19 protein-coding genes are annotated in these 21,516 nt (G+C 65.1%); 8 read left to right on the top strand and 11 right to left on the bottom strand.

The genetic code is table 11. The features are described 5' to 3' along the window. Window positions 1–76 precede the first annotated feature (76 nt). The 8 genes from JKL46_RS01345 to hutI form a co-directional block, all read right to left on the bottom strand. A complete protein-coding gene (locus tag JKL46_RS01345; RefSeq protein ID WP_201829496.1) occupies window positions 77–868 on the bottom strand; it encodes an ABC transporter ATP-binding protein in 792 nt (263 codons plus the stop codon). After that, on the bottom strand, window positions 865–1,641 hold the full coding sequence (locus JKL46_RS01340) for an ABC transporter permease (protein WP_201829494.1): 777 nt from the start codon (window positions 1,639–1,641) through the stop codon (window positions 865–867). Before JKL46_RS01340 ends, JKL46_RS01345 begins: the two co-directional genes overlap by 4 nt. A gap of 105 nt (window positions 1,642–1,746) precedes the next feature. Beyond that, window positions 1,747–2,688 carry an ABC transporter substrate-binding protein gene (locus JKL46_RS01335; RefSeq protein ID WP_201829492.1) on the bottom strand — a complete coding sequence of 314 codons (942 nt, stop codon included), beginning with the start codon at window positions 2,686–2,688 and terminating at the stop codon, window positions 1,747–1,749. Window positions 2,689–3,004: 316 nt separating this feature from the next. Beyond that, window positions 3,005–3,613, bottom strand: coding sequence for a HutD/Ves family protein (locus JKL46_RS01330; RefSeq protein WP_210381146.1), 609 nt, complete (start codon window positions 3,611–3,613; stop codon window positions 3,005–3,007). Continuing rightward, window positions 3,613–5,277 (bottom strand): urocanate hydratase, encoded by a 1,665-nt coding sequence (gene hutU, locus JKL46_RS01325; RefSeq protein WP_201829490.1) that lies wholly within the window; start codon window positions 5,275–5,277, stop codon window positions 3,613–3,615. The genes JKL46_RS01330 and hutU overlap by 1 nt, the downstream gene beginning before the upstream one ends. A gap of 11 nt (window positions 5,278–5,288) precedes the next feature. Then, the gene (gene hutG, locus JKL46_RS01320; protein ID WP_201829488.1) at window positions 5,289–6,122 is read right to left on the bottom strand and encodes an N-formylglutamate deformylase; all 834 of its coding nucleotides are present in this window, start codon (window positions 6,120–6,122) and stop codon (window positions 5,289–5,291) included. Beyond that, window positions 6,119–7,669 (bottom strand): histidine ammonia-lyase, encoded by a 1,551-nt coding sequence (hutH, locus tag JKL46_RS01315; RefSeq protein ID WP_201829486.1) that lies wholly within the window; start codon window positions 7,667–7,669, stop codon window positions 6,119–6,121. Before hutH ends, hutG begins: the two co-directional genes overlap by 4 nt. After that, window positions 7,666–8,868, bottom strand: a complete 1,203-nt coding sequence (gene hutI / locus JKL46_RS01310; protein WP_201829484.1) for an imidazolonepropionase — start codon at window positions 8,866–8,868, stop codon at window positions 7,666–7,668. The genes hutH and hutI overlap by 4 nt, the downstream gene beginning before the upstream one ends. Before the next feature lie 154 nt (window positions 8,869–9,022). Between hutI and JKL46_RS01305 the strand changes: the two genes are divergently transcribed. Together JKL46_RS01305 and hutC are read left to right on the top strand one after the other, a co-directional pair. Then, complete coding sequence (locus JKL46_RS01305) at window positions 9,023–10,381, top strand: formimidoylglutamate deiminase (RefSeq protein WP_201829482.1); 1,359 nt, start codon at window positions 9,023–9,025, stop codon at window positions 10,379–10,381. Window positions 10,382–10,395: 14 nt separating this feature from the next. After that, on the top strand, window positions 10,396–11,100 hold the full coding sequence (gene hutC / locus JKL46_RS01300; protein ID WP_201829480.1) for a histidine utilization transcriptional repressor HutC: 705 nt from the start codon (window positions 10,396–10,398) through the stop codon (window positions 11,098–11,100). Window positions 11,101–11,380: 280 nt separating this feature from the next. Here the strand turns inward: hutC and JKL46_RS01295 are convergent, their stop codons facing one another. Next, window positions 11,381–12,541 carry a cystathionine gamma-synthase gene (locus JKL46_RS01295; protein ID WP_201829478.1) on the bottom strand — a complete coding sequence of 387 codons (1,161 nt, stop codon included), beginning with the start codon at window positions 12,539–12,541 and terminating at the stop codon, window positions 11,381–11,383. Further along, on the bottom strand, window positions 12,538–13,914 hold the full coding sequence (locus JKL46_RS01290; RefSeq protein WP_201829476.1) for a pyridoxal-phosphate dependent enzyme: 1,377 nt from the start codon (window positions 13,912–13,914) through the stop codon (window positions 12,538–12,540). Before JKL46_RS01290 ends, JKL46_RS01295 begins: the two co-directional genes overlap by 4 nt. A 431-nt stretch (window positions 13,915–14,345) precedes the next feature. Here JKL46_RS01290 and msuE point away from each other — a divergent pair, with 431 nt between their 5' ends. Further along, a complete protein-coding gene (msuE, locus tag JKL46_RS01285) occupies window positions 14,346–14,930 on the top strand; it encodes an FMN reductase (protein WP_201829474.1) in 585 nt (194 codons plus the stop codon). 38 nt (window positions 14,931–14,968) lie between these two features. Further along, window positions 14,969–16,381, top strand: a complete 1,413-nt coding sequence (locus JKL46_RS01280; protein WP_201829472.1) for an LLM class flavin-dependent oxidoreductase — start codon at window positions 14,969–14,971, stop codon at window positions 16,379–16,381. A gap of 257 nt (window positions 16,382–16,638) precedes the next feature. Here JKL46_RS01280 and JKL46_RS01275 read toward each other — a convergent pair whose 3' ends face one another. After that, window positions 16,639–16,947 (bottom strand): hypothetical protein, encoded by a 309-nt coding sequence (locus JKL46_RS01275; protein ID WP_201829470.1) that lies wholly within the window; start codon window positions 16,945–16,947, stop codon window positions 16,639–16,641. A gap of 121 nt (window positions 16,948–17,068) precedes the next feature. On the opposite strand from JKL46_RS01275, the gene galE reads away from it, so the two are divergent. The 4 genes from galE to JKL46_RS01255 all read left to right on the top strand — a co-directional run bounded on the left by galE (window position 17,069) and on the right by JKL46_RS01255 (window position 21,154). Next, entirely contained in the window at window positions 17,069–18,061 is a 993-nt protein-coding gene (gene galE, locus JKL46_RS01270) for a UDP-glucose 4-epimerase GalE (protein ID WP_201829468.1), read from the top strand. Window positions 18,062–18,174: 113 nt separating this feature from the next. Beyond that, complete coding sequence (locus tag JKL46_RS01265) at window positions 18,175–18,723, top strand: DoxX family protein (RefSeq protein ID WP_201829466.1); 549 nt, start codon at window positions 18,175–18,177, stop codon at window positions 18,721–18,723. A 110-nt stretch (window positions 18,724–18,833) separates the two neighbouring features. After that, window positions 18,834–19,931, top strand: coding sequence for a LolA family protein (locus JKL46_RS01260; RefSeq protein ID WP_201829464.1), 1,098 nt, complete (start codon window positions 18,834–18,836; stop codon window positions 19,929–19,931). A 248-nt stretch (window positions 19,932–20,179) separates the two neighbouring features. Next, on the top strand, window positions 20,180–21,154 hold the full coding sequence (locus JKL46_RS01255) for a phosphoribosylaminoimidazolesuccinocarboxamide synthase (RefSeq protein WP_201829462.1): 975 nt from the start codon (window positions 20,180–20,182) through the stop codon (window positions 21,152–21,154). The last annotated feature ends 362 nt before the right edge of the window (window positions 21,155–21,516 follow it).

Raw genomic sequence — 21,516 nt, 5'->3', positions numbered from 1 at the left:
CTGCCGGTTGGCTTGGACGGCGACAGGACGCGAAGCATCACGCGGTGCTCAGGCCTTGCTGCGACCGCTGATCAGCTCAATGCACGCCTTCCGCCTGCATCGCCTCGACGCGAATCTCTTCCGTCAGCTGCGCCTTCAGGGCGGAGAATTCCGGCGTCGTCTTCATGGTGTAGTGGCGCGGATGCGGCAGGTCGACGGGGATGTCGGCCTTGATGCGGCCGGGGCGGGCGGACATGACGATGACGCGGGAGGCGAGGAAGATCGCTTCCTCGATGTCATGGGTGACGAAGAGCACGGTCTTCTGCTCGCGCTCCCAGATGCCGAGCAGCAGCTCCTGCATCAGGCCGCGGGTCTGGTTGTCGAGGGCGCCGAAGGGCTCGTCGAGAAGCAGGATCTCGGGATCATTGGCGAGCGCGCGGGCAATGGCCGTGCGCTGCTGCATGCCGCCGGAAAGCTGCTTCGGATAATGGTTCTCGAAGCCGCGCAGGCCCACCTTCTCCGTATAGGAGGCGACGATGTCCTGGCGCTGCGCCTTCGGCACGCCCTTCTCGCGCAGGCCGTAGGCGATGTTCTCGCCAATCGTGAGCCAGGGAAACAGCGTGTAGGACTGGAACACCATGCCGCGATCGGCACCCGGTCCCTTGATCTCGCGATTGTTGAGCAGTACGCGCCCGCCGCTTGGGCGGTCGAGGCCGGCGACGATGCGCAGGAGCGTAGACTTTCCGCAGCCGGACGGGCCGAGGATGGTGATGAAATCGTTCTGCGCCACCTGCAGGTTCGTGGGCTCGAGCGCACGCACGGGCGCGCCGCCGCGCACGCCCGGAAACACGCGGGAGACGTTGTCGATCTGGAGGATCGTGCCGGTCATGCGAGCCTCCAGGCAAAGAGCTTGCGGTTGAGGGCCTTGAACAGGAAATCGGAAATCAGGCCGATGATGCCGATCACGATGATGCCGAAGATCATTTGTCCCGTCGCGAGCAGCGCCTGGCTGTCGATGATCATGTGGCCGATACCGGAAGACGAGCCGATGAGTTCGGCGACGATCACGTAGGTCCAGGCCCAGCCGAGCACGAGCCGCAGGATTTCCGCGATCTCCGGCGCGTTCGCGGGGATGAGCACGCGCTGCACCACGCCTCGATCGCTCGAGCCGAGCGTGTAGGCGGCCTCGACCAGGTCGCGGCGCGTGTTGCCCACAGCCACCGCCACCATCAGGATGATCTGGAAAACCGATCCGATGAAGATCACGAGGAGCTTCTGCATCTCTCCGATGCCGGCCCATAGGATGAGCAGCGGCACGAAGGCGGAGGCGGGCAGGTAGCGCGCAAACGATACGAAGGGCTCGAGGAAGGCCTCGAAGGATTTATACGCCCCCATCATGATGCCGAGCGGCACGGCAATAAGCGCCGCTATGATGAAGCCGCCGACGACGCGCCAGACCGTGATGCCGATATCGCCCATGAAGCCGAAGCGGGTGAGCAGCAGCCAGCCGTCCTGCACCATGGTGATCGGATCGGCGAGGAAGGTGCGCGAGACGAAGCCGCCCAGCGTCGCGAAGGCCCATGCCGCGAAGAACAGGATGAAGAATGAGATGCCGAGCGTGACGCGCGTGCCCTGGCTGACGGGTTCGAGAGGACGAGGCATGAAGGATCTGCTCTGCCGTTCGGACCTGCTCGTCCGAACGGCCTCGATGAGGAAAGGATACGGCAATGGCCTGCGTGGAGGCAGGCCATTGCCGCGGCAAGATCGTTACTGGATGAAGCTGGTATCCGCCAGCGCGTCCATGTCCGGCTTCTGCTTGATGATGCCCGCCTCGAGCAGCAGGTCGGCCGCTTCCGCCGAGAAGGTCTTGAACTCGCCGGCGAAGAATTTCTTGTTCGCCTCGCGGTCCTGCCAGCGCAGGAACTGCGCCGACTTGCCGAAGGCCTCGCCAGTCTGCTTCACGTCGGCGCCCATGATCTCGTAGGCCTTGGCCTGATCCTTGGCGATCATCTCGAGGGCTTCGAAATAGCTGTCGGCGAGCGCTTTCGCTGCCTTCGGATTGTCGGCGAGGAATTTCGGCGTGCAGCCGAAGGTGTCCATCACCATCGGGTAATCGAGAGTCGTGGCGATGATCTTGCCGGATTGCGGCGCCGCGCGCACGGAAGAGAGATACGGCTCGTAGGTCATGGCGACGTCGTTCTGGCCGGCGATGAAGGCCTGGGCGGCGGGGCCTGGCTCCATGTTGACCACGGTCACGTCCTTCACGGAAAGGCCGTTCTTCTTCAGCATCCAGGCGAGGGCGAAATAGGGCGAGGTGCCTGGCGCGGAGGCCGCCACCTGCTTGCCCTTGATGTCCTTGATCGAAGCGACGTCGTTCCTCACCACCATGCCGTCGGCGCCGTAGCTCTTGTCGAGCTGGAAGATCTGCTTGGTGGGAACGCCGTTGGCATTCCATACGACCCAAGTCTCCACCGTGGTGGCGGCGCATTGGATGTCGCCGGACTGGATCGCGAGGTGGCGGCTCGCCTGCGGCACCTTCTTGATCGTCACGTCGAGGCCGTTCTTCTTGAAGATGCCGGCTTCCTTCGCGAGCGTGAGGGGCGCAAAGCCCGTCCAGCCCGAGATGCCGACTGTCACCTTCGTCTCCTGCGCCGAGGCGGACCCGACCGCCAGGGCCAACACGGCCAAACCACCCAATAACGCCTTCATCTCAAGCCTCCGTTCTCTTCGAATCTCTGTCTCGCACCGCCGACCGCACCCTCTGGAAGGTTTTGCAGGTTCTGCGTCCGGCAGCGTTTTCGAGCGGGCGAATGGCACCATGACGCAGCGGCAATGTCAAATGTATAGACATTTATCTCTGCCGTTGTTTTGAGCATTTCGCGCCGAAAATTGCGCTCCTTAACGTCTGGCCATGAGCAATGCTCTTCTGAGCCCTCATCCTGAGGAGGCCGTCAGGCCGTCTCGAAGGACGAGGGCGTCTCCAGTGCTTTCTGGACCCTCCTTCGAGACGCCACTTCGTGGCTCCTCAGGATGAGGCGGGAGATTCACGATTCAGGCTTTCGGGATCGTCATGGGCGATCTCGACGAGAATCGCCCGCCCGGTACCGGAGAGCAGGATCAGCTCCTGCGTCGCCTCCAGCATCAGCGTGTCGAGCACACCGAGCGAATGGATCGTCGAATCGAGGGTGACGTCGAAGGAGCCGTCGAGGGCGACGATGAACGCAACACTCGTGTCCTCCGACAGCAGAGCGACACCCGATTCCACGAACCGCGTCCGGTGCCGGAACCGCCCCCGCCGCGTCATGACGTTAAGATCGCGGATCGGGCCCGAGAGCAGGCGCCCGGTCGTGATGTCATCACCCGAGAACGAGAGCTTGGGCGAGGCCTCGTCGAGCGGATAGGCAATGCCCTCCACATCGAGCTCGATGCCGTCGCCCTCGACCACGATCAAGGTGCGGTCGATGCCCTGAAAGATCGAGAACGGCCCGTCGGAGGCCACATCCGCCATGCTGATGCGCCAGCCGAAGGACTCGAAGCTCGAGTCCTTCGGAAAGGCGGCGAGTTCCGCAGTGGTGCCGCCGCCGTTCTTCCAGGGAACGCGGATGAGATCCGCGTTGCGGATGATCCGCACCATCAGCGCAGGCTCGGCAGGTTGAGGTTGTGCTCGCGGGCGCAGTCGATGGCGATGTCGTAGCCTGCATCCGCATGGCGCATCACGCCGGTCGCCGGATCGTTCCAGAGCACGCGCTCGACGCGCCTGGCCGCTTCCGGCGTGCCGTCGCAGACAATCACCATGCCCGAATGCTGCGAGAAGCCCATGCCGACGCCGCCGCCATGATGCAGCGACACCCAGGTGGCGCCGGAAGCGCAGTTGAGAAGGGCGTTGAGGAGCGGCCAGTCGGAGACGGCGTCCGAGCCGTCCTTCATGGCTTCGGTCTCGCGGTTCGGGCTTGCGACCGAGCCGGAATCGAGATGATCGCGGCCGATCACGATGGGCGCCTTCAGTTCGCCCTTCGCCACCATCTCGTTGAAGGCGAGGCCGAGGCGATGGCGGTCGCCCAGTCCCACCCAGCAGATGCGCGCCGGCAGGCCCTGGAACTTGATGCGCTCCTTCGCCATGTCGAGCCAGTTGTGCAGGTGCTTGTTGTCGGGCAGGAGCTCCTTCACCTTGGCGTCGGTCTTGTAGATATCCTCCGGATCGCCCGAGAGCGCGGCCCAGCGGAACGGGCCGATGCCGCGGCAGAAGAGCGGACGGATATAGGCCGGCACGAACCCCGGGAAGTCGAACGCGTTGTCGACGCCTTCCTCCTTCGCCATCTGGCGGATGTTGTTGCCGTAATCGAGCGTCGGCACGCCGGCCTTGTGGAAGGCGAGCATGGCGCGCACGTGCTCGGCCATGGATCGCTTCGCGGCATGCTCCACGGCCTTGGGATCGGTCTCGCGCTTGGCTTCCCACTCAGCGAGCGTCCAGCCTTTCGGCAGATAGCCGTTGATCGGATCGTGCGCGGAAGTCTGGTCCGTCACCGCATCGGGACGGATGCCGCGGCGATAGATTTCGGGGAAGATTTCCGCGGCATTGCCGAGAAGGCCGACGGAGACCGGTTTCTTGTCGCGGCAGGATTGTTCGATGATGGCGAGCGCCTCGTCCAGCGTGTCGGCGCGCCGGTCGACATAGCCCGTGCGCAGGCGAAACTCGATGCGGCTCGGCTGGCATTCGACGGCGAGGCAGGAGGCGCCTGCCATGGTGGCGGCGAGCGGCTGCGCGCCGCCCATGCCGCCGAGACCCGCGGTGAGGATCCAGCGGCCGGAGAGATCGCCGTTGTAGTGCTGGCGGCCCACTTCCACGAAGGTCTCGTAGGTCCCCTGCACGATTCCCTGCGTGCCGATATAGATCCAGGAGCCGGCCGTCATCTGGCCGTACATCATGAGCCCCTTGCGGTCGAGCTCGTGGAACTTGTCCCAGGTCGCCCAGTGCGGCACGAGGTTGGAATTGGCGATCAGCACGCGCGGCGCATCGGCATGCGTGCGGAACACGCCGACGGGCTTGCCCGACTGCACGAGCAGCGTCTCGTCGTCATTGAGGTTCTTCAATGCGGCGACGATCCGGTCGAAGCTGTCCCAGTCGCGCGCGGCGCGGCCGATGCCGCCGTACACGACGAGCTCGCCGGGCCTCTCGGCAACGTCCGGGTCCAGGTTGTTCATCAGCATGCGCAGGGGCGCTTCCGTCAGCCAGCTTTTGGCCGACAATTCGGTGCCATGGGCGGCGCGGATCACGCGGGCGTTGTCGATGCGGGTCATGGGACGGATCCTCAAGCTTTGGAATTGGCGAAGGTAAGACAGGTCTGGAGAATGAGGGTGAGAGCTGCGCGCATGGGCGCCGCATAATCCTCGTCGTAGCGTGTCGGCCACTCGTCTTCCGCGACCGGGCCGAGCGGCTCCTTCATGTAGCCGCGACAGGCAAGCTCCATCTGGACGGCGTGGACGCCGGCTACGGGATGCCCAAGGCTGCGCGTGATGTAGCCGCCCTTGAAGCGGCCGTTGACCACATGGCTGAAGCCGCTGCCGATGCAGATCTCCTCGATGGCATCGCTCAGCACGGGGGCGCAGCTGGTGCCGCCATTGGTGCCGATGTTGAAATGCGGCAGGTTGCCCTCGAACAGGCGCGGGATGACCGAGCGGATCGAGTGGCAGTCGTAGACCACGATGTTGGCGTGCTGAGCACGCAGACGCTCGATCTCCGTTCCGAGCGCCGCGTGATAGGGATCGAAGTAGCGCCTGCGACGCCCGGCGATGTTCCCGGCATCCGGCTCTGCGCCCGGCACATAGAGCGGCTCGCCGTCGAAGGTGGTGGTGGGGCACAGTTCAGTCGTCGCCTGGCCCGGATAGAGCGAGATCCCGGACGGATCGCGGTTCACGTCGATCACCGTGCGGGAAATCGTCGTGCGGATCACAGTCGCGCCGAGACCGACGGCGAAGTCGTAAAGCCGCTCGATCCACCAATCCGCATCCTTGCGCGCGAGCCACGGCGAGACGAGGCCATTCTCGTATTCGGCCGGGATGTCCGTACCCGTATGCGGCAGGCTCACGATGAGGGGTGCGCCGCCGCGGACGATGGTGAGCCAGTCGGGATGCTCGCTGCTCATGCGGACACCTCATCCATCACGCGCGGCAACACGTCGCCACCGGCGGCATCCGCCAAAGCGCCCGATGCAACGAGCCCGGTCGATTGCTCCATGTCGGGCGCCATGTGCCGGTCGTCGTCGAGATGCGCCACCTTTGCACGCAGCTGAGCGCGGGCGCGTTCCAGGCGCTCGCTCGACTGCATCGGCGCGTGGAAGTCGCAGCCCTGTACGGCGGCCAAAAGCTCGATGCCGATCACGTTGGCGGTGTTCGCGGCCATCGGGATGAGCCTGCGCGCGCCATGGGTCGCCATGGAGACGTGGTCCTCCTGGTTGGCGGAAGTCGGGATCGAGTCGACGCTCGCCGGATAGGCGCGCTGCTTGTTCTCGGAGACGAGAGCCGCTGCTGTCACCTGCGGAATCATGAAGCCGGAATTGAGGCCCGCCTTCGGCGTGAGGAAGGCGGGAAGACCTGAGAGAGCGGGATCGACCAGCATGGCGATGCGGCGCTCGGCGAGCGAGCCGATCTCGCACAGGGCCATGGCGATCATGTCGGCGGCGAAAGCCACGGGCTCGGCATGGAAGTTGCCGCCTGAGATGACCTCGCCGGTGTCCGAGAACACGAGCGGGTTGTCGGAGACGCCGTTCGCCTCCGTGCCGAGGGTCTCGCCAGCCTGCCGCAGCAGGTCGAGCACGGCGCCCATCACCTGCGGTTGGCAGCGCAGGCAATAGGGATCCTGCACGCGGTCGTCGTTGGTGAGGTGCGATGCGCGGATGGCGCTGCCCTGCATCAGGGTGCGTAAGGACGCGGCTACCTCGATCTGCCCGCGATGCCGCCTGAGCTTCTGGATGCGCGCGTCGAAGGGGCCGTCGGAGCCCTTGGCGGCATCGGTCGCGAGCGCTCCGGTGACGAGGGCCGCCTGGAAGACGCGCTCGGCCTCGAACAATCCTGCCAGCGCCAGCGCCGTCGACACTTGAGTGCCGTTGAGAAGGGCCAGGCCTTCCTTGGGACCGAGAACGAGCGGCGTGAGGCCGGCTTCTGCGAGTGCGGCTTCCGCCGGCACGCGCGCGCCGTCGACGAAAAACTCGCCGACGCCCATCAGGGCTGCCGTCATATGGGAGAGGGGAGCGAGATCGCCGGACGCGCCGACCGAGCCCTGACCGGGAATGACAGGGATCAGGTTCGCTTTCAGGCAGGCGCTGAGATGCTCAATGGTGGACCAGCGCACGCCCGAGGCGCCTTGCGCGAGGCTCGCGAGCTTGAGGGCCATCACGAGCCGCACGACGGCCGGCGGCAGTGGCTCGCCGACGCCGGCCGCATGCGAGAGCACGATGTTGCGCTGGAGCGTCGCGAGATCCGCGGTGCCGATGCGCACGCTGGCGAGCTTTCCAAAGCCCGTGTTGATGCCGTAGACCGGCTCGCCCTTGGCGACGATGGCCTCGATGGTCCGGGCGCCGGCCTCGATGGCAGACCGGCAATCCTGATCGAGGAAGACCTCTGCGCCGCGATAGACACGGGCCCAGTCGGCCAGCGCAACGGAACCGGGATGAAGCGTTACTTTTTGTGTCACTGTCCCCTCCAGATGCGGGCGTGAAGCGGGTTGAAACCAATGCGGTAGACGAGCTCCGCCGGGCGCTCGATATTCCAGATCGCGAGATCGCAGGATTTGCCGGCCTCCAGCGTGCCGATCTCACCAAGCTTTCCGAGGGCGCGCGCAGCCTCGCGGGTGACGCCGGCGATGCATTCCTCGACAGTCATGCGGAACAGGGTCGCCCCCATGTTCATGGTCAGCAGCAGCGAGGTCATAGGCGAGGTGCCGGGATTGCTGTCGGTCGCGAGCGCCATATGCGTGCCGGCCTTGCGGAAGGCTGCAATCGGCGGCAGCTTCGTTTCGCGCAGCATGTAGAAGGCGCCCGGCAGCAGCACGGCGACGGTGCCGGCCTTCGCCATGGCGGCGGCGCCGTCTTCATCCGTATATTCGAGATGATCGGCTGAAAGCGCGCCGTAGTCGGCGGCAAGCTTCGCGCCGTGCAGGTTCGAAAGCTGATCCGCATGAAGCTTGATTTGCAGGCCATGCGCCTTGGCTGCATCGAACACGCGGGCGGTCTGCTCGGGAGAGAACGCAATGCCTTCGCAGAAGGCGTCGACCGCATCGGCCAATCCTTCGCGGGCGAGCGCGGGGAGCATCTCGGTGCAGATTTTGTCGATGAAGGCATCCTTGTCGCCATTCGCCTCCGGCGGCAGGGCATGAGCGCCAAGGAAGGTGGTGATAACGGAAACAGAGCGCTCATCGGCGAGACGGCGTGCGGCGCGCAAGGACCGGGCTTCCGTTTCCAGGTCGAGGCCGTAGCCCGACTTGATCTCGATGGTGGTGCAGCCCTCGGCGATGAGATGGTCGAGACGGGGCAGGGCGCTCGCCACGAGCGCGTCTTCGCTTGCCGCCCGGGTCGCCTTCACGGTGGAGACGATGCCGCCGCCGGCGCGGGCGATCTCCTCGTAGCTTGCGCCTTTCAGGCGAAGCTCGAACTCGTGCGCACGGTCGCCGCCATAGACCAGATGGGTGTGGCAATCCACGAGCCCGGGGGTGACCCAGCGACCCTCGCAGTCGATTCGTTCACCCGCATCCCAACCCGTGGGCAGGTCCCTGGCCTGCCCTGCAAAGGCGATTCGGCCATCCTTTGAGGCAACAATCCCGCTTTCGACGATCCCGAGACCGTCGCCGGCAAGCGTAGCAAGGCGAGCGTTGAGCCAGACCCGATCGAAGCGCATGTTTCTGCTCCGGTGCATCCGCGATAATGTCTATACATAATCGCAAAAGATCGGTATTGTCTATACTTATTCGATCGGTTTTGATGATCGGGCGTCGGAATGGCTTTTTGGCGGCTTCCGGGACCCGGGCCGATCCGCAGCAAAGGTGACAGCGATGCGCAGGCTCATTCTCGATCACGCCCTCCTTGCCCACGGATGGGCCCGGAATGTCGGTCTCGACGTTGAGGACGGCACGATTGTCGCGGTGCGTCCTGAGGCCGCTGCCGAGGGACGCGAGCGCGTTGTCGGCATTGCGTTGCCGGGCCTGCCGAACCTGCACAGCCACACCTTCCAGCGCGGCATGGCGGGGCTTGCCGAGACGCGCGGGCCGGAAGGCGACAGCTTCTGGACCTGGCGGCAGGTGATGTACCGCTTCCTCGGCTCCCTCACACCGGACGATGTGGAGGCTATCGCCGCATTCACCATGATGGAAATGCTGGAGGGCGGCTTCACGTCGCTCGCCGAGTTCCACTACTTGCACCACGATGCCGACGGCCGTCCCTATGCCGACATCGCGGAGCTCTCCCATCGCATTGCGGCCGCGGCGCAGGAGACAGGCATGGGCCTGACGCTGCTGCCGGTCTTCTATGCCCAGGGCGGTTTCGGCGGTGTTGCGCCGACGGAGGGACAGCGGCGGTTCATCAACGATGTGGAAAGCTACGCGCGCTTGGTCGAAGGCGCTCGCAAGGCCGTCGCGGGTCTCGACGATGCGGTGGTCGGCATCGCGCCGCACAGCCTGCGCGCGGTGACGCCCGAGTCGTTTCGCGACGTCGTCGCGATGGCGGGCGAAGGGCCGATCCACATTCACATCGCGGAGCAGGTGAAGGAGGTCGAGGATTGCCTCGCCTGGTCGGGCCAGCGTCCCGTCACCTGGCTGCTCGACCACGCGCCCGTCGATCGGCGCTGGTGCCTGATCCACGCGACCCATCTCGACGGGCGCGAGGTCAGAGGCATCGCCGATAGCAATGCGGTGGCGGGCCTGTGCCCGATCACCGAGGCCAATCTCGGCGACGGCATTTTTGATGGCGTCGACTATCTCCGTGCCGGCGGCCGCTTCGGCGTCGGGTCCGATTCCAACATCGAGATTTCGGCGCCCGGAGAGCTCAAGCTTTTCGAGTACAGCCAGCGCCTCAAGCATCGTGCCCGCAACGTGCTCGCCGAACACGAGGGTCAGTCGACCGGGCGCAGCCTCTACGAGAAGGCGCTGTCCGGCGGGGCAAAGGCGCTCGGACGCAAGGTCGGTGGGATCGACGTGGGGCAGCGCGCCGATCTCGTGGTGCTCGACGCCAGCCACCCGGATCTTTGCGCCGTCTCCAGCGACCGTTGGATCGATTCTTACGTGTTCGTATCCGGCAAGGCCGCCATCGACACGGTGTTCGTGGCGGGCAAGCCTGTGGTAAGGAGCGGCCGGCATGTCCATCGCGAGGCGATCCGCGCCCGCTATGAACGCGCCATGGCGCGCATCCTGGCATGAAGGCTGAAGGCAGCATGAAACATCTGCACCAGCGCATCCGCGACGATATCGAAGCCCGGATCATGTCCGGCGAATGGGCGCCAGGCTATCGCATTCCGTTCGAGCACGAGCTGATGGCCGAATACGGCTGCTCGCGCATGACGGTGAACAAGGTGCTCTCGACGCTTGCCGCCAACGGCCTCATCACGCGCCGGCGCCGGGCGGGCTCCGTGGTGGCGGAGCCGAGCAGCCAGCAGGCCGTGCTGCAGATCCAGGATTTCGCGCTGGAGGCGGCGCGCGCCGGCATCGAGTACCGCTTCAAGATCCTGCACCGCGCCGTCGAGCCGATCGACGCGGCGGCCGCGCAGCGTACGGGGCAGCCGGCGGGCATGAAGATGCTCTGCGTGTCCACGCTTCACGTGATGGACGACGTACCGCAGGCCTTCGAGCAGCGCCTGATCAACCTCGCCACGGTACCCGAAGCGAAGGATGAACCTTTCGATGACGATCCGCCAGGCACATGGCTGCTGCGGCGCGTGCCGTGGACTGATGCGGAGCATATCGTTCGCGCCGTCAGTGCCGACGGCGTGATGGCGAAGCGGCTGCAGATTCAAACAGGAACGGCATGCCTCGTGCTCGAGCGGCGCACCTGGCAGGCCGGCGCCTTCGTCACGGAGGCGCGGATTACTTATCCGGGCGATCGGCATCAGCTCGTGGGACGGTTCTCGCCGGTAGCTTGAGTAAGCCGTCATTCCGGGGCGGCCAAAGGCCGAGCCCGGAATCCATAACCGCTAACGATGCAGAACAAAGCGCAGAGCCGCTCGCCACTTCCTGCAATGTCGTGGCTATGGATTCCGGGCTCCGCTGCGCGGCCCCGGAATGACAGTGGTGTGTGTCTCTTCCCGTCATGGCCGGGCTTGTCCCGGCCATCTCGATAAGGAATAGCGACGCGCTTCAATTAATCGAAATCACCGGCACCGATCACCGGATCAAGTCCGGGGAGGTGATGACGTGGGACAATTAAGCCAAAGCCGAGCGCAGGTCCTGGATCAGATCGTCCGCGTCCTCGATGCCGACCGACAGGCGCACGAGGCCGTCGTCGATGCCGAGTTCGGCCCGAATGTCTCCCGGCACCGAGGCATGAGTCATAATGCCCGGATGCTCGATCAGGCTTTCGACGCCGCCTAAGCTCTCGGCCAGCGTGAAGAGCTGGCAGCGCTCCAGGAAGCGCGTCGCGCCCTCTAACCCACCCTTGATGCGGGCGGTGACGATGCCGCCGAAGCCGCGCATCTGGCGCTTGGCGAGCTCGTGCTGGGGATGCGAGGCGAGGCCGGGATAGATCACGCCGTCGACGCCCGGATGGCTTTCGAGGAACTGGGCGATCCTGAGCGCCGAGGTGCAATGCCGCTCCATGCGCAGCGACAGGGTCTTGAGGCCGCGCAGAGCGAGGAAGCTGTCGAAGGGGCTGGAGACCGAGCCGACGGCGTTCTGCAGGAACGCGATTTTTTCGCGCACCTCGTCATTGCTCCCGACCACCACCGTACCGCCGACCATGTCGGAATGGCCGTTGAGATACTTCGTGGTCGAATGCACCACGATGTCGAAGCCGAATTCGAGCGGCCGCTGCACGTAAGGACTGGCGAAGGTGTTGTCGGCGACGAGCCATGTGCCGTGCCCGCGCGTGGCGGCGGCGATGGCTTCGAGATCGGCGAGCTTCAGAAGCGGGTTCGTCGGCGTCTCGACCCAGACGAGCTTGGTGTTGGGACGAAGCGCCGCCTTCACCGCATCGACGTCGCCGAGATTGACGTAAGTGATCTCGAGACCGGCCGACTTCTTGCGCACGCGCTCGAAGAGACGGCGCGTGCCGCCATAGAGATCGTCCGAGGCGATCATGTGCGATCCCTGCTCGAGCATGTCGAGCACGGTCGCGCTCGCGGCGAGACCGGACGAGAAGGCGAAGCCCGCCGTGCCGCCCTCGAGATCGGCGATGCAGCGCTCGAAAGCCATGCGGGTCGGGTTCTGCGAGCGGGCGTAGTCGTAGCCCTTGTGGACGCCGGGGCTCTCCTGCGCATAGGTCGAGGTGGCGTAGATCGGCATCATCACCGCACCCGTGGTGGGATCCGGCGACTGGCCTGCATGGATGCAGCGGGTGGCGAAATCGAGCTGGTTGCGGGCGGTCATTGGGCCTGGATCCGGAAGTAGTTGATGAGGTCGATGCGGGTGGCGAGGCCCACGAAGGCGTCGCCGTCCATGATCACCGGCACGAGGCCGGCGGCGAAGAGCGGCAGAAGCTCCTTGACGGGAGCGTCGGCGGAAATGGTCTTGAGGCGCGTCACCATCACGTCGCGCACGGACTTGTCGAACACGCTCTGCGGCGCGTGCTCGTTGGCGACCAGCGCGTCGAGGATGTCGCTCTCGTCGATCAGGCCGATGACGCCGCCGTCCTCGATCACCGGCAGCTGCGAGATGTCGGAGGAGCGCATGCGGGCAAACGCCGAGCGCAGGGTCTCGCTCGGCGACACGAAGATGGTGGCGCCTTCGCCGAAGGGGTTGATGACCACGTCGCGCGCGGTGCCCGTCGCCTTGCGGTCGAGCCAGCCTTCCTGCGCGATGAAGGCATCGTTGAACACCTTCGACAGATATTTGGCGCCAGTGTCGCAAACGAGAGTGACGACCCGCTTCGGCTCGGTCTGTTCGCGACAGTAGCGCAAAGCCGCGGCAAGCAGCGTGCCGGTCGAGGAGCCGGCCAGGATGCCCTCCTTGCGCAGCAATTCGCGCGCGGTGGAAAAGCTCTCCTTGTCGCCGATGGAATAGGCCTTCTTCACCAGCGAGAGATCGCAGTTCGGCGGCACGAAATCCTCGCCGATGCCTTCGACGGCCCAGGACCCGGCTTCCGTCATCTTCCCCGTCTCGACGAGAGGCGCGAGGATCGAGCCTTCGGGATCGGCCAGCACCATCACGGTCTTCGGCGAGGCCTTCTTGAGATAGCGCCCGACGCCGGAGAGCGTGCCGCCGGAGCCGACGCCGACCACGACCGCATCCACGTCGCCATCCATTCCCTCCAGGATCTCGGGGCCGGTGCTCGCCTCGTGGGCGGCGGGGTTTGCGGGGTTCTCGAACTGGTTGATGTAGACGGCGCCGGGAGTCCTGGCGGTGATGGCCTGGGCGAGGTCCTGGTAATAATCCGGATGGCCCTTGCCCACGTCGGAGCGGGTGATGACGACCTCGGCGCCTAGGGCCTTGGCATGAAGCACCTTCTCGCGGGACATCTTGTCCGGCACCACGAGCAGGGTGCGATAGCCCTTGCTGGCGCCGACCAGCGCGAGTCCGACGCCCGTGTTGCCTGCCGTCGCCTCGACGATGGTGCCGCCGGGCTTCAGCCGGCCGTCGGCCTCCGCCGCCTCGATCATGGCGCGGGCCGGCCGATCCTTGATCGACCCGCTGGGATTGGCGCTTTCCAGTTTAAGGAAAAGGCTGCAGGGACCGGTATCGAGACCTGTCACCTCGACGAGAGGAGTTCGCCCGATCAGATCCAGGGCACCATGGGCCGGCATATTTTGCATCTTTCAGATGTTAAATAGTTTATTTGTTTCTTTTCTATGTGAAACGTGGCCGTCAGTACACTTATGAATGTGAATTGTCACCTGCCGCATCGATCACTAAAATTCGATCCAACGGCTTCGCTCCGCCTGCGGATCGCCGATTTCCGCCGCGTCTCAAGGCGAATGGACGCCCACCGAGAGGCGTTCCCTCAAAAATCCGGAAAAGAGAAAAATCTTCTTTTTGTTCGTCAAAAAGAACAATTGTATTGACAGGCCGGATCGCGGGGACAACCCTGCCTTCGCACGCGGGCTTCCCGGGCCTGTCGATGCCGCGGTGATTTGGTGAGCAACTTGCGCCGCGTAATCAAACGCTAAGATGCCGCGAAGCGTCCTCCGCCTCGTGGTTCGAGAGAGGAACGGCCGGTCGGCCGGTGGATTTCTTCATGACATACCCCCGCATCGTCGGCATCGCCGGCAGCTTTCGCCGTCCCTCCAAGACCCGCTCCCTGGTCGAATCCATCGGAGCGGAGGTCGGGCGGGCGACGCCCATCGATTTCGTCGTTCATGACCTGGTGGAGATCGGGCAGGGGCTCGGCGGGGCCTTTTCCCGCACGCAGCTGACGCCCGATGCCGCGCGCGTTCTGCGCGACATCGAGACCGCCGATGCGCTGATCGTCGGAACGCCCGTCTTCAAGGGCTCCTATACCGGCCTGTTCAAGCATCTCTTCGATCTCGTCGACCCCGATGCCCTGCGCGACGTGCCGGTGCTGCTGACCGCCACCGGCGGGGGCTTACGCCATGCCCTCGTCGTCGAGCATCATCTGCGCCCGCTCTTCGGCTTCTTCGAGGCCTTCACGATTCCAACCGCGGTTTATGCCAGCGAGAGCAACTTCATCGACGGCACGCTGGTCGATTCAGCCGTCCGTGCACGCGCTTCGGCAGCCGCAGCACAGCTTGCGTCCGTGCTCGGCCAGCGCGCCGAACGGGCGCCGAGCACGGCACCTGTCCGCCTCGCCGCGGCCCGCTGAAGATCAGACACAGCATTCATCGAGAGATCAGAGACATCATGACGAAGCAGATCCGGCTCAACGCCTTCGACATGAATTGCGTCGGCCATATCCAGCACGGCATGTGGGCGCATCCCCGCGACCGCTCGATGGCCTACAACACGCTGGAATACTGGCAGGATCTGGCGCGCATTGCGGAGCGGGGAAAGTTCGACGGCATCTTCCTCGCCGATATCGTCGGCGTCTACGACGTCTACAAGGACAGCCCCGATCCGTCCGTCGCCCATGCTGTCCAGGTGCCGGTGAACGATCCGCTGCTCCTGATCCCGGCGATGGCGGCGGTGACGAAGCATATCGGCTTCGGCGTGACCTCCAACCTCACCTACGAGCCGCCGTATCTCTTCGCCCGCCGCATGTCGACGCTCGACCATCTCACCCGCGGACGCATCGGCTGGAACATCGTCACCGGCTATCTCGACAGCGCGGCGCGCGGGATGGGTTTGACGAAGCAGATCAAGCATGACGAGCGCTACGACGCGGCGGAAGAATACATGGAGGTCGTGTACAAGCTCTGGGAAGGCAGCTGGGAGGACGACGCCGTTCTGCGCGACCGCGCGCGCGGCCTCTATGCCGATCCGAGCAAGGTGCATCGGGTCCGGCACGAGGGAAAGCATTATCGCGTGGATGCTCTGCACCTCGCGGAGCCCTCGCCGCAGCGTACGCCGGTGCTCTACCAGGCCGGCGCCTCCGCCCGCGGCAAGGATTTCGGCGCAAAGCATGCCGAATGCATCTTCCTCGCCGGGCCGAACAAGGAGAGCACCCGCGCCACCGTGGCCGATCTCCGCCGGCGCGCGGCGGAGCAGGGACGTGATCCTTCCGATATCGTGGTGTTCCTCGGGCGCGCGGCCGTCGTCGGGCGAACCCGCAAGGAGGCCGAGGAGAAATACGAGGAATATCACCGCTATGCGAGCATCGAGGGCGCGCTGGCGCACTTCTCGAGTTCGACCGGCATCGATTTCTCCCGCTACGACCCCGACGAACCGCTGCGCTACGAGGAAAACGACGCGATGAACTCGGTGCTGCGTGACTTCACGATCGACAGCAGCGAGACATGGACCCTGCGCAAGATCTTCGGCCGCAAGGGCCTCGGCAGCCGCAACGCGCCTCTCGTGGGCTCGGCGGAGGAGATCGCGGACGAATTGCAGAGCTGGGTCGAGGATACGGATATCGACGGGTTCAATCTCAGCCGCGTCGTCACGCCCGAAGGTCTCGAGGATTTCGTCGACCTCGTCGTGCCGATTCTGCAGGAGCGTGGCGTCTACAAGCGCGACTACGAAGACGGCACCCTGCGCGAAAAGCTGTTCGGTTCCGGCCGGGCGCGACTCGCGAAAAGCCATCCTGCGGCCTCGTACCGGTCGCTCGGCCAAACGCGTTCGAACGGCCTGCAGGATATCGCGCCGGCCGCCGAGTGACGGAGCGTGAGAGAGTGCAGATACCTCGAATGAGTTGAAGTCACTCCAAGCCGCTATCGATGCCCTTAAAGTCTGGCTCGAAAAGGGCTTCCGCCCCCAGCCCTCATCCTGAGGAGGCCGTCAGGCCGTCTAGAAGGACGAGGGCGTTTCCAGTGCTCTCTGGATCCTCCTTCGAGACGCCACTTCGTGGCTCCTCAGGATGAGGACAGAGATTGGTGAGCCGGCCTCCGAGGAGACCACCGGGGAACTACCACTCTTCACTTGATCATGTCGTAAAGCCCGCCCGAGCACTGGGCGACGATGATCAGGAGAATGATGCCGAAGAACCACAGCCAGGATCCGCTGCGCCGCCTGGGCTGGGGACCCGCAAAGTCCCTTGTCGGGGGCCGGATGATCGGCGCCGGGGGAGCCGGCAGACGCTCGATCAGCTCCGCCGTCTCGGCCGGGATGCTGCCCTCCATTCCAATGAACCTGAAGCGCACGGGAATCCCGCCCACGAAGCCGACTTCGGCCGGCTGAACCGTGGCATTGTAGCTAACCCACCAGTATTCCTTGCGATCGTCCATCCGGCACTCTTCCAAAAATCGGAGGCAACTCTCACGGGTATTGGGGGCATCTTGGTCTGGAAATCCAGAGCCAATTCGGTCAGGGTGACAGAAGTTTTTTGCAGGCCTTTCAGGGGATTTCATGAACGTTTTAGTGACCGGCGGTGCGGGATATATCGGGGGCCATATGGTTCTGGCCCTGCTCGATGCGGGCCATCGCCCTGTCGTTTTCGACAACCTTTCGACCGGCTTCCGGTGGTCGGTGCCGGAGGGCGTCCCGCTCGTCGTCGGCGATGTCGGCGACTACGAGCTGGTGCTGCGCACCCTGCAGACCCACCGCATCGACGCCATCGCCCATTTCGCCGCCAAGCTGGTCGTGCCGGAATCGGTTTCCGATCCGCTCGGCTATTATCTCAACAACACGGTGAAGAGCCGCTCGCTCATGGCGGCTGCGGTTGCTGCCGGAATCGACAAGTTCGTCTTCTCCTCGACGGCCGCGGTCTACGGCAACACCTCCGACAAGCCGATCGACGAGGATACGCCGCTCGCACCTCTCTCGCCCTATGGCAGCTCGAAGCAGCTGACCGAGGTGATGCTGCGCGACGTGGCTGCCGCCCACAATATGCGCTACGTGGTGCTACGCTACTTCAACGTCGCCGGCTGCGACCCGGCCATGCGCCACGGGCAGTCGACGGCCAACGCCACCCACCTGATCAAGGTCGCGATCCAGACCGCGCTCGGTATGCGCTCGCATATGGAGATCTTCGGCACGGATTATCCGACGAAGGACGGCACCTGCATCCGCGACTACATCCATGTGAGCGACCTGATCGCGGCTCACGTGCAGGCGCTCGACCATCTCGGCCGGGGTGGGGAGAGCCTGGTGATGAATTGCGGCTACGGCCACGGCTATACCGTGTCCGAGGTGATCGAGACCGTGCGGCAGGTCTCGGGCAAGCCGGTGGAGGCCAAGATCGGCCCGCGGCGGGCCGGCGATCCGGTCACCATCGTGGCGGATTCGACCAAGATCCGCACGCGCCTGGGCTGGGAGCCGCGCCTCGACGATCTTTCCACCATCGTCGAGCATTCCCTGCGCTGGGAGACCATGCTCCGGGAGCGGAATCTCAAGCTCTGATTGCGGTGAATCCGCTCGCGACCGTAAGGCCGGGTTAAGAACCTCTGCCTCAAATGCTTCTCGTGCGACCGGCGATTCCGGCCGCCCGGGATTGGCAAGGTGGAGGTTCGAGCATGTTTGAGGGCAGGGCAGGCATCAACGGAATTCTGCTCTTGAACCGGCTGCTGCTCGCGGGCTGCTTCCTGCCGGCGGCGATCGGGCGGGTCACGAACATTTCCGGCTTCGCCGCCACGCTGACCATGAAGGGCATTCCCTATGGCGACGTGGTGGCAACCCTGATCGTGCTGGCCGAAATCTTCGGTCCCCTGGCCCTGATCTTCGGCCTCGCGCCGCGGCTGAGCGCCTCCGTTCTCATCGGGGCGCTGGTGATCACGACGGGCACCCTGCATCGCTTCTGGGATTATGGCGGGCTGAACCGGCAGGCCGAGCAGGCGCTCTTCCTGTCCCATCTCGGCGTTCTCGCGGGGCTCCTCTTCTATGCCATCACCGGCCCCGGCGCCTGGAGCTGGCAGGCCTGGTGGCGTGGACTCGGCACCGGAAAGGCCAAGCCCGCGAAGGGCAAGCGGAAGCAGCCGAGCCGTCCCCGTGCGGCGCCCCGTCCGCGACCCGCGCCGGCCCGGCCGCCGGTGGAGGATGAGGACGAGATGGCGGATGCGGCCTGATCCATGGTCCGGCGCCGCCTTCATTCAGCCGCTTATCCCGGCCATAAAGCCTTGCAGGGCCGTGCTTTTGCGCACCGGCATGGATGATTTTTCAGGTTAGTTCTGGCGTCATGCTCAATTCGTCTTCGCGTTGCATTCTCGGTCTGGCTGCCGCCCTTGCGTGCATTTCTCCCGTTGCCGCCCAGCAGCAGCAATCCGACCCGCTGACGCGGTTCCTCGACGGCATCTTCAAGAAGCCTGCGGCCCCTGCTGCCGCTCCCCAAGCGACACCACCGGCACAGCCCGCCGCGCCCGCCGCGCCGGCTCCTCAGGCTCGCCCGGCAGCAGCCCCGAAACCGGCTGCACCGGCTGCGGCCGCGCAGAAGCCGCAGACTCCACCCCAGCAGCGGGCGGCGCAACCCAAGCCGCAACCGCAGCCCCAATCGACACCCCAGACCGCCGCGAAGCCCGAGCCTCAGACTCCCGCCCCGGCTCAGAAGGTCGAGGTGAAGCCGGCCGCGCCCGAGCCCCAGAAACCTGCGACCCCGCCGCCGGCCGAGACGGCTGAGCAGCAAAAGCCCGTCGCTCCGCCCCCGGCCAAGGTAGCCGAGCCGCCGAAGCCCGCACGGGCGACTCCCGCCGCTCCGGTTCCGGCACCGACCGCCGTCGCTGCCCCCGCTTCCCCCCCGACGCCGACCTCGCCGCCCGGGCCGAAATCGCCCGAGGAGGCGCTCGACCGCGTCAATGCCTATTTCAACAGCCTCGACGTGATGTCGGCCTATTTCGTGCAGAAGAATCCGAACGGCCAGCAGGCGGAGGGCACGCTCTCCATGCGCCGACCGGGCCAGTTCCATTTCGCCTATGCCCCGCCGAGCACGCTTGAAGTGATCTCCGACGGGCGCAACGTGGCGATCCGCGACAAGAAGCTCGGCACCAACGATGTCTACCCGGTCGGCCAGACACCGCTGAAATTCCTGGTGCAGGACAATATCGACCTGTCGCGCGACACCAAGGTGCGCGACGTCCAGGTGGGCCGCGACGGGATCGTCACCGTCCGCTTCGACGACAGCGCGACGCTCGGCGGCACCTCCAAGATCACCCTGCGCTTCGACAGCCGGGCCAATGCGCTCAAGCAATGGACCATCATCGACGCCCAGGGCTACGAGACCACCGTCACCCTGTCGGGCCTCAATGCCACCTACCGCCGGGACGCCAAGGCAACGCAGTAGGGGGCGCCGCTCTCCATTCTCGTCATGGCCGGGCTTGTCCCGGCCACCCACGTCTTGGGATCCGCAATCGTGGATAGACGTGGGTCCCCGGGACAAGCCCACGGATGACGTAGCGGTGGGACTCGGCGCTCACCGGCCGAAGCCCTCGGGCCGCTTTTTTCCCGAAATGGGCTGGCATGCCGCGGAATTCGGTCTAGAACACCGCCAGCCGCCTGACGTGCGGCGCCCGAAATCCTTGGCAGGTGAGCATGGTCGATAAAGCAGCCCTTGGAGCCTATGCCGGTTACGTTCTCGATGACGCGACCATCCCGGAGCTGCCGAACCATTATCGCGGCAAGGTGCGCGACAACTACGACCTGCCCGACGGACGCCGCATCATCATCGCCTCGGATCGTCTGAGCGCCTTCGACCGCAACCTTGCGGCCATTCCGCTCAAAGGTCAGGTGCTCACGCAGACGGCAAAATTCTGGTTCGAGGCCACGGCCGATATCTGCCCCAACCACGTGATCGAATACCCAGATCCGAACGTGCTGGTCGGCCGCAGGCTCACCATCCTGCCGGTGGAGATCGTGGTGCGCGATTACCTCGCCGGCACCACCGGCACCTCGATCCTCTCCCTCTACAAGGCGGGCCAGCGCGAGATGTACGGCATCCGCCTCGCCGACGGCATGCGCGACAACGAGAAGCTGCCCGAGACCATCATCACGCCGACGAGCAAGGCCTTCCACGGCGGCCATGACGAGCCGCTGACGCCCGCCGAGATCGTCGAGCAGAGCCTGCTCAGTGCGGAGCAGTGGAAGACGGTGTCCGACTATGCCCTCGCGCTCTTCGCGAAGGGGAGGGAGATGGCCCGCGAGCGCGGCCTCATCCTCGTCGACACGAAATACGAATTCGGCATCGACGAGAGCGGCACGATCATGATCGCCGACGAGATCCACACGCCGGACTCGAGCCGCTACTGGTTCGCGGAGAGCTACCAGCAGCTTTTCGAGGCCGGCGAGCGGCCCGAGAGCTTCGACAAGGATTTCGTCCGCACCTGGGTCGTCGCCCGCTGCGATCCCTACAAGGACGAGATCCCAGAAATCCCGCAGGATGTGGTGCTGGAAACCTCGCGGGTCTATATCGACGCCTTCGAGCGCATCACCGGCCAGAGCTTCGCATTTCCGGATCCGAATGTGCCGGTGCTGGAGCGGGTGCGGGGGAATTTGAAGAGGTATTTCTAGGCAGCGCTCGGTTTGGTTTTTCAGGCATCCCACCCTCCACCGTCATCCCCGGGCTTGTCCCGGGGACCCACGTCTTTGCAACGTTGCGGTTCCCAAGACGTGGGTGGCCGCAACAGGTGCGGCCATGACGGCGGTGTCATCCCACCCACACGTCATGCCCGGGCTTGTCCCGGGTATCCACGTCTTCTGCAGCGGAGTAGTTCAAAGGCGTGGGTGGCCGCAACGAGTGCGGCTATGACGCGAGGTGATGACAGAACCCTGTTGACGTTTCCGCCCCGCCTCCGTATTTTGCGCCCCATGATCACCGGCCGCACCACTTTCACGAACTATTTTACGCCGTCCCCATAGGGCGGCTCCGTTCG

Origin of the sequence: Microvirga zambiensis WSM3693, from assembly GCF_016735695.1 — a bacterium.
Classification (GTDB): domain Bacteria; phylum Pseudomonadota; class Alphaproteobacteria; order Rhizobiales; family Beijerinckiaceae; genus Microvirga; species Microvirga zambiensis.
The sequence above is the reverse complement of the archived record's forward strand: the minus strand, read 5'-3'. Positions and strand labels throughout refer to the sequence as shown.

Excerpts from the sequence above, each read along its gene's own strand:
- JKL46_RS01335 (WP_201829492.1), bottom strand. The coding sequence starts at position 2,688 with ATGAAGGCGTTATTGGGTGGTTTGGCCGTGTTGGCCCTGGCGGTCGGG.
- galE (WP_201829468.1), top strand. The coding sequence starts at position 17,069 with ATGAACGTTTTAGTGACCGGCGGTGCGGGATATATCGGGGGCCATATG.
- JKL46_RS01275 (WP_201829470.1), bottom strand. The coding sequence starts at position 16,947 with ATGGACGATCGCAAGGAATACTGGTGGGTTAGCTACAATGCCACGGTT.
- JKL46_RS01305 (WP_201829482.1), top strand. The coding sequence starts at position 9,023 with ATGCGCAGGCTCATTCTCGATCACGCCCTCCTTGCCCACGGATGGGCC.
- JKL46_RS01345 (WP_201829496.1), bottom strand. The coding sequence starts at position 868 with ATGACCGGCACGATCCTCCAGATCGACAACGTCTCCCGCGTGTTTCCG.
- JKL46_RS01340 (WP_201829494.1), bottom strand. The coding sequence starts at position 1,641 with ATGCCTCGTCCTCTCGAACCCGTCAGCCAGGGCACGCGCGTCACGCTC.
- JKL46_RS01255 (WP_201829462.1), top strand. The coding sequence starts at position 20,180 with ATGGTCGATAAAGCAGCCCTTGGAGCCTATGCCGGTTACGTTCTCGAT.
- hutG (WP_201829488.1), bottom strand. The coding sequence starts at position 6,122 with ATGAGCAGCGAGCATCCCGACTGGCTCACCATCGTCCGCGGCGGCGCA.
- hutI (WP_201829484.1), bottom strand. The coding sequence starts at position 8,868 with ATGCGCTTCGATCGGGTCTGGCTCAACGCTCGCCTTGCTACGCTTGCC.
- JKL46_RS01280 (WP_201829472.1), top strand. The coding sequence starts at position 14,969 with ATGACGAAGCAGATCCGGCTCAACGCCTTCGACATGAATTGCGTCGGC.
- hutU (WP_201829490.1), bottom strand. The coding sequence starts at position 5,277 with ATGACCCGCATCGACAACGCCCGCGTGATCCGCGCCGCCCATGGCACC.
- msuE (WP_201829474.1), top strand. The coding sequence starts at position 14,346 with ATGACATACCCCCGCATCGTCGGCATCGCCGGCAGCTTTCGCCGTCCC.
- JKL46_RS01295 (WP_201829478.1), bottom strand. The coding sequence starts at position 12,541 with ATGACCGCCCGCAACCAGCTCGATTTCGCCACCCGCTGCATCCATGCA.
- JKL46_RS01265 (WP_201829466.1), top strand. The coding sequence starts at position 18,175 with ATGTTTGAGGGCAGGGCAGGCATCAACGGAATTCTGCTCTTGAACCGG.
- JKL46_RS01290 (WP_201829476.1), bottom strand. The coding sequence starts at position 13,914 with ATGCCGGCCCATGGTGCCCTGGATCTGATCGGGCGAACTCCTCTCGTC.
- hutC (WP_201829480.1), top strand. The coding sequence starts at position 10,396 with ATGAAACATCTGCACCAGCGCATCCGCGACGATATCGAAGCCCGGATC.
- JKL46_RS01330 (WP_210381146.1), bottom strand. The coding sequence starts at position 3,613 with ATGGTGCGGATCATCCGCAACGCGGATCTCATCCGCGTTCCCTGGAAG.
- JKL46_RS01260 (WP_201829464.1), top strand. The coding sequence starts at position 18,834 with ATGCTCAATTCGTCTTCGCGTTGCATTCTCGGTCTGGCTGCCGCCCTT.